Source organism: Acinetobacter pollinis (assembly GCF_015627175.1).
GTDB classification, from domain to species: Bacteria; Pseudomonadota; Gammaproteobacteria; order Pseudomonadales; family Moraxellaceae; genus Acinetobacter; species Acinetobacter pollinis.
The window spans coordinates 1-14107 of record NZ_VTDQ01000050.1 but is presented as its reverse complement, the minus strand read 5'-3'; the positions used below and the strand labels follow the sequence as shown (position 1 = coordinate 14107).

General features: G+C 36.1%; 11 protein-coding genes. 8 read left to right on the top strand and 3 right to left on the bottom strand.

The genetic code is table 11. The annotated features are described in order from the left end of the window. The first annotated feature begins 318 nt into the window (after positions 1 to 318). From I2F23_RS12570 to polA, 6 genes are all read left to right on the top strand, one after another. Complete coding sequence (locus tag I2F23_RS12570) at positions 319 to 1158, top strand: MlaA family lipoprotein (RefSeq protein WP_195772933.1); 840 nt, start codon at positions 319 to 321, stop codon at positions 1156 to 1158. Between the two features lie 107 nt (positions 1159 to 1265). Further along, positions 1266 to 2234: an RsbU family protein phosphatase GigA gene (gigA, locus tag I2F23_RS12565; RefSeq protein WP_195772932.1), complete on the top strand. Its 969-nt coding sequence runs from the start codon at positions 1266 to 1268 to the stop codon at positions 2232 to 2234. 117 nt (positions 2235 to 2351) lie between these two features. Further along, positions 2352 to 2855 (top strand): anti-anti-sigma factor GigB, encoded by a 504-nt coding sequence (gene gigB, locus I2F23_RS12560; RefSeq protein ID WP_195772931.1) that lies wholly within the window; start codon positions 2352 to 2354, stop codon positions 2853 to 2855. Between the two features lie 262 nt (positions 2856 to 3117). Further along, positions 3118 to 3939: a hypothetical protein gene (locus I2F23_RS12555; RefSeq protein WP_195772930.1), complete on the top strand. Its 822-nt coding sequence runs from the start codon at positions 3118 to 3120 to the stop codon at positions 3937 to 3939. Positions 3940 to 3947: 8 nt separating this feature from the next. After that, positions 3948 to 4829, top strand: coding sequence for a mechanosensitive ion channel family protein (locus tag I2F23_RS12550; RefSeq protein WP_195772929.1), 882 nt, complete (start codon positions 3948 to 3950; stop codon positions 4827 to 4829). Between the two features lie 63 nt (positions 4830 to 4892). Next, a complete protein-coding gene (gene polA / locus I2F23_RS12545; RefSeq protein WP_195772928.1) occupies positions 4893 to 7655 on the top strand; it encodes a DNA polymerase I in 2763 nt (920 codons plus the stop codon). 197 nt (positions 7656 to 7852) lie between these two features. Here the strand turns inward: polA and I2F23_RS12540 are convergent, their stop codons facing one another. Further along, a complete protein-coding gene (locus I2F23_RS12540) occupies positions 7853 to 8863 on the bottom strand; it encodes a metallophosphoesterase (protein WP_195772927.1) in 1011 nt (336 codons plus the stop codon). A gap of 76 nt (positions 8864 to 8939) precedes the next feature. On the opposite strand from I2F23_RS12540, the gene I2F23_RS12535 reads away from it, so the two are divergent. Then, positions 8940 to 10562, top strand: a complete 1623-nt coding sequence (locus I2F23_RS12535; RefSeq protein WP_195772926.1) for a phospholipase D family protein — start codon at positions 8940 to 8942, stop codon at positions 10560 to 10562. A 7-nt stretch (positions 10563 to 10569) separates the two neighbouring features. Here the strand turns inward: I2F23_RS12535 and I2F23_RS12530 are convergent, their stop codons facing one another. Beyond that, entirely contained in the window at positions 10570 to 11382 is an 813-nt protein-coding gene (locus I2F23_RS12530) for a lysophospholipid acyltransferase family protein (RefSeq protein WP_195772925.1), read from the bottom strand. A gap of 393 nt (positions 11383 to 11775) precedes the next feature. On the opposite strand from I2F23_RS12530, the gene hflX reads away from it, so the two are divergent. Further along, positions 11776 to 13110, top strand: a complete 1335-nt coding sequence (gene hflX / locus I2F23_RS12525) for a ribosome rescue GTPase HflX (RefSeq protein WP_195772924.1) — start codon at positions 11776 to 11778, stop codon at positions 13108 to 13110. An 812-nt stretch (positions 13111 to 13922) separates the two neighbouring features. Here hflX and I2F23_RS12520 read toward each other — a convergent pair. Next, positions 13923 to 14107 (bottom strand): transposase (locus I2F23_RS12520; protein WP_195772328.1); only part of this gene is annotated, 185 nt, incomplete at its 5' end.

Sequence of the window (14107 nt, the reverse complement as noted above, 5' to 3'; positions counted from 1 at the left end):
ATCTGAAAGTTTTTTATCTTCTTCATCAAACCCCAACCTCAATCAATCTAAGAACTAAATCCTAAACCAATCAACTAAGTTATTGTTTATCAAGAAGTTTCTTTCAACATCACCGCCGATGGATACGCATTATAGACCAATCAATTCCAAACACAACCCCCTAAGCCATTTTATTTCTATTTTATTTGCCAATAGAACACCAAATAATCAAATTTAACTTTTTTGGTTTATTTTATATTCTCTTTTATGTTTTTACCCAAAGATTGTTTGGCTTGTTATACACTACGTCCATGTTTATCGCATCGTTCAGGAATATATATGCGTCATAAATCTTATAAATTGTGGACATCTTTATTTATATCTATAACAACATCTTCAGTTGCTTTGGCGGAAACTAATATTCAGTCTTCTCATGTGGAAGATTCCAAGAATATCTCTACAGAGCTTCATCATTTGTCAAATAAATTAAAAGTTGATGCAAATGCTGCTCAACCAGATGATGTAAAAGACCCTTTTGAAGGTTTTAATCGTAAGGTATATGTATTTAATGATTTTCTAGATACACACTTTTTACGTCCTGTTGCTGTTCAATATAGTTTAAAAGTACCAGAAACCGTTCGTGGTTCTTATTCACAGTTTAGAAGTAACTTAAATGAGCCTTGGAATGCAGTTAATCAGACAATTCAATGGAAACCGTGGGTTGCTTTAAAAACCTTAGGCCGTTTTGCTTTTAATTCACTAACCACTTTAGGTTTAGCAGATCCTGCAACACGACTTAACTTAAATAATAATGATGAAAGTCTTGGAACCACTTTAGGTTATTACGGAGTTCCATCTGGACCCTATCTAATGTTGCCATTTTTTGGTCCGAGTACTTTAAGAGATGGTATTGGTCTTGTAGCAGATCGACAAGCTAAATTACAACGTTATATTTTTGAAGATTCAGATCAACTCTATTGGTCAGATGCAGTTCTTGGCGCCATTGATACCAGAAGTTCTCTTTTACAATTAGATAGTACCCTGCAAGGTGATAAATATGCAGCGATCAGAGATCTTTACTTACAGCGTAAAAAATTCTTAATTAGTGAAAAGCAAGGGAAAGCAGACCAAGATGTTTCTTTTGTGAGTGATGACAGTGATACAAATAGTGCTCAATAAGATGCATAAATTTTATATAGAGTCTGTATGATAGGTAATATGTAGAGATAATATTTCTACAATACCTATCTTTTTTATTATTATTTGGGCATATAATTTTCTTTATTATGTACTTTATACAACCTACTCGCACAGTATCACATTTAGAAAGTGTTCTTGATGCACTGCCTGATGTGCAGATGATTCATGTTGATGAAATATCTCAACATGACGAGAATATTCTGGCTATTGCTGATGTACAAGACTTTTTAAATTATCGTTGGAGCTTTCCAACGATTGTGATTGCCTATGAGCATGAAGGGTCTGCATTGGCAGAAGCCTGGCAAGCAGGTGCTTTAGCTGGGTGGGTATGGCATAAGATTCCTAAAGATCCGATTAAACAGTTAATTAAGATTGATGCTCAATATAAGAGAAATCAAGACAGTCGAGACCTTCCTTCCGCCGCTGTATTACAAAAAAAACTTCTCCCTGATGACATATCAATACCTAACTATAAAATAGAATCTTTTTTCAAACCTTCAGCCTATCTTTCAGGAGATTGGTATGATTATTGGAAAATTAATGATCAAGAAGTCATGTTTTATTTAGCAGATGTATCTGGTCACGGCGTTGCCAGTAGCTTACTCACTTCATGGATGGCTGCGTTTCATGGACGTTCAAAAAAACCAAGATCATTAATTAAAAAACTCAATGGAATGTTGGTTCAAGAGAATATTGAAAAGCACATTACAATGATCACAGGGGTGTTAAATTTTGAAACACATAAATTACGTTGGTCGAGTGCAGGACATTACCCTCCGGCAATTTTATTTAATGAAAATGAACCACCAATCATTCTAAATACTAGTAGCTTTCCTTTAGGTTTAACTGAAGATTTAGAAGTAGAAGAATTCGAATGTACTTTATCAAAAAATGCAAGATTTATGGTGTGCTCTGACGGTGCTTTAGAACCTTTTGAAGGTGGTTTGAATGATCAGTTTCACCAATTAATTGAACATTTAAAGAATCAAACCTTTCAAGCACCAGAACATGTAGCAGACGATATTGCAATATTAAGCATTCGTCGTAAGAAATAAAGTTATTGTAAATCAGCAAGATAATTTTATAGCTTTTTACTTTAGTCGACCGCCCTATTGAGTATAACAATGGGCTATGGGATAATTGACTAATCCTTCTCAAGAAATGGCATATATATGTCAACAGGTCATGTTGAATATGCAAGTTTGAATGGTACGCACTTCTTTAAAATTATTGGCGAAGTTCGTGCGCAATCTTGTATAAGTCTAGACAAGTTATTGGGTAAGATTGAAAAACAGTCTACTAATATCGTCAGTGCAGTCGTAGATTTAACCCAAACTACGTTTATCGATAGTACTGTGCTTGGTATTTTGGCTAAACTCGGGTTAAAGTTAAAGCAGATGCATAATATCCAAAGTGTCATGCTGTCGACGAATCCTGATATTACAACCCTTGCCAATAGCATGGGGCTAGGTCAAGTTTTTGCTATCTTAACATGTAGCGAAGAGACAAAAGTGTGTACCAAAGTTCTCCCAGATGAAGAAACCACACAAAAGAAAATGTTAACGACTGTCCTTGATGCCCACAAAACGCTCTGCAAACTAAACCAAAGTAATCACAATATTTTTGAACCACTTGTAAAACAACTTGAAAAAGAAAAAGAGCAAGAAAAAGTGTAATCCGTTTTTCTTTTTCTACTAAAGCTTACTCCCACTTCCTACGATCATTTTAATGGTCGTAGGCGTAACAATTTAATTTCAATACCTATACTAAATTTTGATTTAAAATAAACTAAATTTTCAGATATATTAAAAATAGAAAGCTCTCATTTTTGTAAATAAATACCATTCTTTTTGATTCATGTTATGTAACAATATCTACTCTTCTAAAATATATTTTATGATCAAATAAATGGGCTTCAGAAAATTAAAAGGAAATCTTGTGCCGGTCATTTTAGATGAAGCTGAAGTAGAGACGCCAAACATCCATTGGTGGGGTGAATACGAGTTTGAACTTAACCAAGCACGTACTTGGCAGTTTGGATCGTTGCTTCTACGTATTACACGTCATGCACAAGAATGGCGTATGGAATATCATCGTCCTATAAGACAGCAAGATGACGAACAAAGTTGGGGTGAAATTTTAGATCCAGAATTTCCTTTACCCGAACCCACGCATGTTGAACGCTACATGTTTAGAAAAACCCAAAATAAATTTCAATTAATGCCTAGATTGGCCGATCATTCCGTGGTTATACGCCCAATTGAACCCATTTACATTCCTGCTGGTCAAAAAGGGCTACTGTATATTAGTACGCCTTTATGGATCGTTGGTTTTTCTGAGGGACATAAAGAGTCACTTTTTGATATTCCTGTCATTCAACCTAAAGAAACGTGGTTTGGTCCAGACACCAGAACAGGTGAATTATGTTATGCAACTGAAGTAAATGGGCGTACCGAACTCGAAAGATTAAAACCTAAAGCATTTAGAGCAGTGACACCAATTGTGTTTCACAATACAAGTCATGAGCTATTAAGGTTAGATCGTATGAATGTACCTATGGTGGCCTTACCACTTTTTTATAGTGAAAGTACGAACCGTTTATGGACATCACACATTAAAGTAGTTCATGACTCATCCGACCGACCACCTCGTATTAAAATAGAAAATAGAACACCTCCCCGTGCAGGAGAAGTGACTTATATGCATGCACCACGATCACCTGGTGGAGTTTTATTCAATATGTTCGACTCTTTCTTTTAGGATATCTCATGGATAAAACTCAGATCCCTCAAGATATTGTACTTAGCCTTAAAGCTATTTTTACAGCAATTAACTTAGATAGAATTGGTGAGCTGTTTATTGCTGCCATTTTAGGCCTTATTGGATTCGTCACAGCACGTTTAATTTCCAATACATTTATTCGCACCATTGGTTTAAGATTTAATGCACATCAAAGAATGGTCTGGCGAAGAGGTATTTTTTATACTATTTTTGTTTTCTTTATTATCGCTGCATTAAAAGAAGCTGGTTTTAAGGTAAGTGTATTCTTAGGTGCTGCAGGTATATTAACAGTTGCCCTTGGTTTTGCATCTCAAACATCTGCAACCAACCTTATTAGTGGACTTTTCTTGATTGGAGAGGGTTCATTTGAAATTGGTGATGTTATTCAAATGTCTTTACTGCGCGGCCAAATTATTGAGGGTGAAGTAATATCTATTGATCTACTCTCAGTAAAATTACTCACAATGGATAATACTTATATTCGTGTTCCAAATGAGCAACTGATTCGAACTCCTGTCTATAATCTTTCTAAGTATCCGATTCGGCGAATTCCCGTCACGCTTCCAGTGACATTTCATGAAGATCTCTCCAAAGTTAGAAGAGTACTTACGCAAACTGCACAATATCACACCTTAATTTTAGATGATCCAAAACCGCATGTTGCCGTAACAGAGTTTGCAGAGTCCTCTATTGAATTAACGTTTACAGTATGGTGTCATCAGTCACATTATGTACAAGTTAAAGATGAAATTTTAGAACGCATCCGCAACAGTTTCATCGACAATCATATTGAAATTCCTGTACCTAAAATGGACTTTGTAAACGAAGATTTAAAGCCTTCTTCTAAAAACTTCAGAGATGATCAATAGTGAACCCTGTATAGTTTCTTATTTTCGCGTAAAATATAAGAAGATTTTATTAAGGAAGTGATGATGCCACCTTTTGTTTTGGTTGATGGGTCTTATTTTTTATTTCGAGCATACCATGCTATTCCCCCTCTCACGACATCGACTGGATTGCATACCAATGCAGTGCGAGGAGCAGTTGCTGCGATTCAAAAACTAATGCGCCGTATAGAACCAACACATATGGCCGTAATTTTCGATACACCTGAGCCAACTTTCAGACACCTCCTCTCTCCAATTTATAAGGGTGATCGCCCTGCAATGCCAGATGATTTATCTGAACAAATTCCATATCTACATGCATTAATTCGTGCATTAGGCATACCATTGTACTCTCTGCCTGGTGCTGAAGCTGACGATGTCATTGGTACATTAACCAAGCGCGCAGAAAAAGAAGGACACCATGTCCTCATTTCTACTGGCGACAAAGACATGGCACAACTGGTTAATGAGCGCGTAAAACTGGAAGATAGCTTTAAAGAGCGTGTACTTGATGTAGACGGCGTATTCGAAAAATTTGGCGTATGGCCTCATCAAATTATCGACTATTTAACACTTATGGGCGATGCTTCAGATGGTATCTTAGGCGTACCAGGTGTTGGTGCTAAAACGGCAGCGAAATTATTAAATGAATATGACTGTTTGGGTCGAATTTTAGAAAATGTAGATAATATCAAAGGTCGCGTAGGTAAAAACCTCAAAGAACATGTAGATACAATTGCAATTGACCATCAGCTTGCGAGTATTGTTTGTGATCTAGATCTTTCTTTAGAGTGGGATGATCTTAAACTCCAACATCCAAATACAGATGAGTTACGCAAACTCTACACCGAGTTAGAGTTTCGTAATCAGCTACAGTCACTCGATCATCCAAATAATCCGAATAGTAAAGTTTATAAACAAAATAGTCAGGCTGTCATTCAACAAGATGCCAATACTGTTCAAAACAATATGGATGAAGCTACCTCAACCAGTCAAGATGATCAGTTAGGACAAGCAACTTATCATACTGTATTAAATGGTGAAGATTGGAATCACCTATTTCAACGAATGCAAAGTGCTAAAAAATTCGCTATTGATACAGAAACAACACACCTTGACTATCGTTTTGCAGAGATGGTGGGCTTTTCAATTGCATTTGATGCAAAAGATGCTTATTACGTACCTTTTGTTCATGATTATGATGGTGCACCTATACAGCTGAATAGAGAAGATATCCTAGCTCAGATTAAACCCATTATTGAAAATCCCAACATTCAAAAAATTGGACATCATTTAAAGTATGATGCACATATTTTTTCAAATCATGGGATTCATCTTCAAGGTTGGTATTTCGATACCATGCTAGCGTCCTATGTTTTAAATGCAACAGCAACACGCCATGGTATGGATGATGTAGCACGTTTATATTTGAGTCACTTAAATACAACGTTTGAAGAAATTGCTGGTAAAGGTGCAAAACAAAAAACGTTTAACCAAATTGATCTTGCAGTTGCTGGACATTATGCTGCAGAAGATGCTCACGTAACTTTCCGTCTATATGAAGTATTAAATGAAAAACTACAAGATTCCCCAGAGCTGCTAAACATCTTGCATAACGTAGAAATGCCAGTTGCTTCAATACTTACTCAAATGGAAGAAGTTGGCATTCAGCTTGACCCAGCCTTCTTAGGCAAATTAAGTGATGAATTCTCACTAACCATGCAAACCCTAGAAGCGAAAGCCACAGAAATTGCTGGTGAATCTTTTAACATTGCATCACCTAAACAAGTAGGTGAAATTATCTTTGATAAATTAGGTGTTAAAGGTGGTAAGAAAACTGCTTCAGGTCAATACAGCACAAGTGAAAGTGTATTAGAAAAACTTGAGCATCCAATTGCTGAAACGATTTTAGAATATCGTGGTCTAGCTAAACTGAAAAGTACGTATACAGATCGTTTGGTTGAACAAGCCAACGTTAATACCATGCGAGTGCATACAAGCTACCATCAAGCCAATACTGCAACAGGCCGCCTCTCTTCATCTGATCCAAATCTACAAAATATTCCAATTCGTGGAGAAATCGGACGACAAATTCGTAAGGCTTTTATAGCACCTCAAGGTAAAATTATTCTTGCTGCCGATTACTCACAAATTGAGCTGCGTCTTATGGCTCACTTTTCACAAGATGAAGCACTCATTGACGCATTTAATCATGGACAAGATATTCATCAACGTACAGCAGCAGAAGTTCTAGGGATTGCTTTAGAAGATGTAACATCTGACCAACGTCGTCAAGCTAAAGCCGTGAACTTTGGTTTACTTTATGGCATGTCAGAGTTTGGACTAATTCGTCAACTTGGGTTCACACGTGAAGAATCTCGTGAATACATTAAACAGTATTTCCAACGCTATCCTGGCATCTACGAATATATGCAGAGCACAAGACAAGTCGCTCTCGAGCAAGGTTTTGTTGAAACTGTCTTAGGTCGCCGTCTATATACACCTGATATTAATGCAAGAAATATGATGGTAAGAAAAGCAGCAGAACGAGCAGCAATTAATGCCCCATTGCAAGGAAGTGCAGCCGATATTATTAAACTCGCAATGATTGAAGTTGATAAAAAAATTCCAAAAGAGCAAGCATCACTATTGCTACAAGTTCACGATGAGTTGGTATTTGAGGCAGATGAGAAGTATGCAGATCAGCTCATTCCTCAAATTCAAGAAGTCATGTCATCTGTGCTTTCCCTGTCTGTCCCTCTAGATGTTGAAGTCGGTCGAGGTATAAACTGGGACGAAGCTCACTAAGGAAAAAGGGCTTTTATGCAACAAAATATTGCACAAATAATCATCTACTATCAAATGTGTTAGGATGACACATATAGTATCTATGATTAGGTACTATAAGCTCAGCCTTGAACTTAAGTAACTTGTTGAAGATACCTCCAGTCAATAAGTTATTCTTTCAAGATCTTTTCTTAAGCTACTTAAGAAAAGGTCTTTTTTTATGTAAGCTCAATAATATCGACTGTCGGTCTTACACGGAACCGAAAAGGTACACCAACCATACCTGTTCCCACAGTCACATACACATTTGCATGAAGATGATGATAAAGCCCTCTTTTATGGCCCATAATTGAAGCCTTTTTCATCATATAACTGGTTAACCAAGGCAACTCCACCTGCCCACCATGTGTATGTCCCGCCAACATAAGCGGTTTAGTTGGAAGCTTAGGTACCATTTCCACAGTATCTGGATTATGCGAAACAATAACCCATGGTTTATCTTGTGGTAAATCTGGCATGAAACACATATCGGTTTTACCTGCCCACAAGTCCCCTACACCTAGTAATCTAAAATGATCAAATTCAACAATTTTTCCCTCAATATCCATAATATGATTACTTTCTAATGCATGATTCAATAATTCTTGAATGGGTGGCCCTGGATATTCTTCATCATGGTTACCTAACACTGAATATACAGGTACATCAATCTGTTTAAGAATTGATAATTCCTCTGCAAGTGTATTTTCAGGTTCATATGTCCAGTCGCCTGCCACCACGACAATATCAGGACGCTCTTTATTAATAATTTTAACAATCGTTTCTAATTGCTTCTCATGTCCTGAAAAAAGACCAATATGTAAGTCGGCAATTAAAGCAATTTTAAAGGGTTGGTGAAAAGGGTGCTGGCTATCTAATTGATATGAGGTATGTTTTGTACGTAACCAATTCGGCTCAATAAAACGAGCATAAATAAAAATAATACTTAATAATCCTAAAATACCAGCAGTTATCGCAGAAACACGGTCATAGAGATATGCCGTACAAATAAAAACTAAAAAAGGTATAAAAAGATAAGATTGATAGAAAATTAATAAGTGTATAAATGCTTTAAAGGGATGGATCGTTTCTGTTTTTGACTGACTTTTCCATGACTGTAATGTCGCCCACAACGCAACGATAAAAAAAATGATATAAAAAAAATTAAAAATTGAATTAGAATCCAACATATATACTCTCAGATCAGCTCAGTTTAAGAGCTTATCGCTATCATGAACCGATCCACACGTGATAACTATTAACATTATGCCAAAACAAAGAGAAAAATATCGAATTTACTTTGACGCCATAAACACTAAGGCCTATGGGGTCTTAACTCTTAGTTTTGGTATACTCTTTGGTCTTCATGGATGCAGCACACTTCCACCATTAAATGCACCGAAACCCACATATAGTACAGATTTCGACACCTCAAAAACTGCACTTTCACACCTCATTACACCATTAAAACAACAAAACCAAGGCCTCACTGGCTACCATGTGCTGTTTGACCCACTAGAAGCAATTGCTGCACGCTTAAGTCTTATTAATAAGGCTCAAAAAACTTTAGATATTCAGTACTATATTTGGGATAACGACAAAATTGGTGCACTCGCATTATACGATATTATTCAAGCTGCAGACCGTGGTGTTAAAGTTCGCTTACTTATAGATGACAATAATGCTAAGAAAATGGAGGGTATTTTTTTAGCGCTCGATCAGCATGTAAATATTCAAGTTAAACTCTACAACCCTTATAAATATCGTAATTTCAGACCTCTAGATATGGTACTCGACTTAAAAAGAATTAATCGGCGTATGCATATTAAAAGTTTTATTGTAGATAACCAAATTGCATTAATTGGTGGTCGCAATATGAGTAACCAATACTATTTTACCAGTGATAACTATCAGTTTTCAGATATCGATATCTTATTGGTTGGACAATCTGTAGATCAGATTAATCATTCTTTTGATGACTATTGGAATGACAGTTATGCCTATCCAATTAGACAACTCGTAAACCCACGTCAGCATTTGCTGCGTTATGACAGTTTAAAAAAACAGCTTACTGAGCACTATAAACGTGTTTCTGTACAAGATTATCTGAATTTAGCCAACCATTCAGATGCATTTGATCATTGGCTTTACCATGATTTGAGGTTAGATTGGGTAAAAGCAGATGTAGTGAGTGATGCGCCGAGTAAAATTCATGGAACTGCAAAACCAAATGAGTTTTTACAGCAACAATTAAGCCAATACCTAAAACAGCCTAAAAAACATTTAGATATTGTTTCTGCTTATTTTGTACCAGAAAAAAAGGGAACAGATTTTCTAAATCAACTTTCTAATAACGGGGTTCAAGTTCGTATTCTGACAAACTCTTTTAAAGCAAATGACGTTTGGCTCGTTCACGCATTTTATTCTAAGTATAGAGAGGCTCTATTAAAAAACGGCGTACAGCTTTATGAGTTTTTACCCACATTAAGCTATAAAGAGCTCAAACCTTACACCAAGAATTTATCCAGAGAAGCTAAAATTAGTTTAAAAAGTTTAAGTCGTTCTAGCCTCCATGCAAAAATGATGGCTGTTGATGATCAAGTATTTATAGGCTCTTTCAATTTAGATCCACGCTCAAGTCAACTGAACTCAGAGATTGGTGTACTTCTTAATAGCCCAGCGCTTGCCGACGAAATTCATCAAACATTATCGGAAAATATTGACGCTTATAGCTATCAATTACAGCTTACCCCAGACAATAAAATTACTTGGACGAAAAAACTTTCTACAGGTGGCACTGTCACTTTTGATAAAGAACCAAAAATGACGTGGTGGCAACACAATGGTCTACAACTCATTTCATGGTTGCCACTAGAAGGAATGATGTAACATTCACCTACTTAGAGAGTACCTTTTGGTGTAAATGTAATAAGCCTTCTTTCATTGCCACTTGTACTGTTTTGGTAAGCGTTTCTACAGTATGACCCTTAACATCAATCTCAGGTAAAAAAGCAACATGCGCTGTTACCTTTGGCATATCTACAACATTTTTTACATGTTTTACCAAAGAGGCATCTCCTATATAAGGCGTAACTTGGTCTAACTTACCCTCTTGGTTCACATAACAAAGTAAAACAAGTTGCACTGGTTTTTGTGCTTCTATTGCTGCGGCAAATAATCGACCATGTATTCGTTGTATATATGTACCATCTGATGTTGTAGCTTCAGGAAAAAATAAAACAGGTACATCTTGCCTTAAAAATGCTGTGATCTGATCTTTAATTTTTGCTGAATCACCCGATCCTCTTTTAATAAAAAGCGTACCACCACCTTTAGCAAGTTTACCTAAAATAGGCCATTGTTCTATTTCTGCCTTTGCTAAAAAGAAAATACGCGCACTTGCACCTAAAACTGGAATATCTAACCAAGAAATGTGGTTACTGGCCCATAGTGCAACCGTATGGTCTTTTCGCTGCTCGCCATGAATTTGAATATCTACATTAAATACCTGACACATTTTGCGACAGAACCATTGTACATATTTTGTATTCTCAGGTTTATTTGGAGACTTGTACAACTGATTTTTATAAACCACATAGAACCCCTCACCAACTGCAGTGACACCACTTCCTACCTTTTTGGCATAGTGAAAGGTCTTCCCCAAACTCGTTTTACTCGACTTTAATACTGTATTAATATTGTGCATCATGATCTTTGGTTAGCTATTCATACAATCTTATTTATTATAAAGTACAGATGCTCTACGCTGTAAATAAACTTACAGACAGCATCTAATAAATCGAACAAAACTATTAAATTTTACAATTTTATTTATCCAAACAATAAAAATAAAATAGGTCTATTCACATTAGGAGACATGGGCAATGAATACAATCAATCAAATCGAATTGAAAATGAAACCTAAACATGCATTTTATCAATTAAGAATTATTGCAGGCTGTTCGATCTTATACTTCGGCTCATTTTTGCTGGTATGTAAGTTTTTTTCGTCGGTCTTGTAAGTCTATTCTGAATGATGCTAATGTTACAGAGAGATGTCAAAAACATTATCATTCAACTCATTCAGTAGGTAATTATATAAGTGGAATATTTCGATCGTCATCAAGGCGGTGAGCGCGCCATACTCGTCCATGTAGCAGTACAAATGCTTAAAGATCTTGATGCCGAAGAGTTTCAGTTACTTGCCAAATCAGCAGGCGCTGACATTTTAGAACAAGTGACTGCTCAACGCCAAAGGCCTGACCCAAAACTTTTTATCGGTTCAGGTAAGGCTGAGGAGTTAGCAGTCTTGGTAGAAGACCTTGAAGCAGAACTTGTGATATTCGATCATGCTTTATCTCCAGGCCAAGAGCGTAATTTAGAGAAAATACTTAAATGCCGAGTCATCGATCGAACAGGGCTCATTTTGGATATATTTGCTCAACGTGCCCGAACACATGAGGGTAAATTACAAGTTGAACTTGCTCAACTTGAACACCTCTCAACCCGACTAGTAAGAGGTTGGACACATTTAGAACGTCAAAAAGGTGGTATTGGTTTACGCGGCCCAGGTGAATCACAACTTGAAACCGATAGACGTTTACTTCGTGTAAGAATGGGACAACTTAAAGACAAACTTGAAAAAGTAAGACAGACACGAATTCAAGGACGTGCTGCACGTCAAAAAGCAGCCATTCCGACTGTTTCATTGGTCGGTTATACCAACGCAGGTAAATCTACACTTTTTAATATTCTTGCAAATAGTGAAGTCTACGCAGCAGATCAACTTTTTGCCACATTAGATCCAACCTTACGTCGTCTAAATTGGGATGGTATTGGTTCTTTGGTTCTTGCCGATACAGTTGGGTTTGTTAGAGATCTTCCACACTCGTTGGTCGAATCATTTAAAGCAACTTTAGAGGAAACCTTAGAAGCGACACTTCTACTTCACGTCATAGACAGTAGTAGCCCCGATATGATGGAGCAAATTGAGGCTGTTGAAGAAGTGTTAAAAGAAATTGGTGCAGATGTACCTATCCTTAGGGTATATAACAAAATTGATCAGTCTGGCGAAGATGCGAAAATTATTTATGCTTCACCAAATAGGTCAGATCGAGTATATGTATCTGCACATTCCCAACAAGGATTAGACCTTCTAAAACAAGCTGTACAGGAAAGCTTAGTGGGTCAAATTCAAACATTTGAACTCTCTCTTAAACCAGCCTATGGTAAGCTAAGAACAGCGCTATATAATCTGAATGTTATACAATCAGAAGACTATAACGATGATGGTGATTTACTCATCCATGTTCGCATTGCACCACATAAACTTGAACAAACGATTAAACAGCTACACTTACCTATCGATGAAATATTAGGTGAAGCAGCACAGCAGTTCAAACGTCCATTAGAGGCTTTTGAAATTTCTTCGCCATAATATTCGCTCAACCCTCTGATAATAGAAATAAATCAGATAGATTATTCGAGTTGTTTTAATTGTTATCTTCAACGAAGTCTCTGTATGGTTTAATTATTTCGTTAACCATACAGAGCTTAGCAAGCTTGAGGCTAACTTATGGCGCCTGAATATAAGTTTTTCCGAATATTTTAGACATGAAGTATTCTCCAACTATGAGGAAGACTACTCCATAAGAGCAGTTATTAGACAATTTTAAGTTTGAAATCGGTATTAAGATTAACCCATCGTTCCTATAAACTTGATTCTGATAGCCTACTTATATAGGTTAAAATAGCAGTATGAAGTGTGTACACTTCTTTTATATAACAACAGATAGAATAATTATTACCATTTATTTGCCAATAATATTAATGCTAATTAAAAGTTAAATTTGATACATCCTGTATTAGATTATTTTAACTTCTCTGATGTTCCATATAAAAAATGCAACTAAACCAATTAATGTTGATTACCTCTAGACAAAACTGGCTTAATACAATATTGTGACTAAAATCACATTTTAATGATTTTTTATGATTAGTATACCTTTTTATGTAGGGATTATTGCTTTATTTTTTATCTTTTGGCCTTTTACAATTATAGGATTAATCGTACATATTGTTGCATGCTACGCTGAAAAAGATAAAAGTAAATTTTGCGAAGTAATGATGTATGTATTGATATTGCTATTAATCATATTCATAGGAGTACTTTATGCTATTAAAAACTAATCAAATATCATATATATTTGCATTTAAATAATATTCAATTATTTGGTATAGTCAAACAATCTAATTACTCATACAAAAATGAAAAAACATCTGAAAGAGTCGATCAATACAATCCTCTTGCCATTCTTTTCTCTTTTTCTTAATCCATGCCCAAGTCTTTTCAATAGAATTCAAATCAGGGCTATAAGGCGGTAACCATAAAATCTGATGCCCATGATGTTCTAGTAACTCCTGTGTGTCTGCTC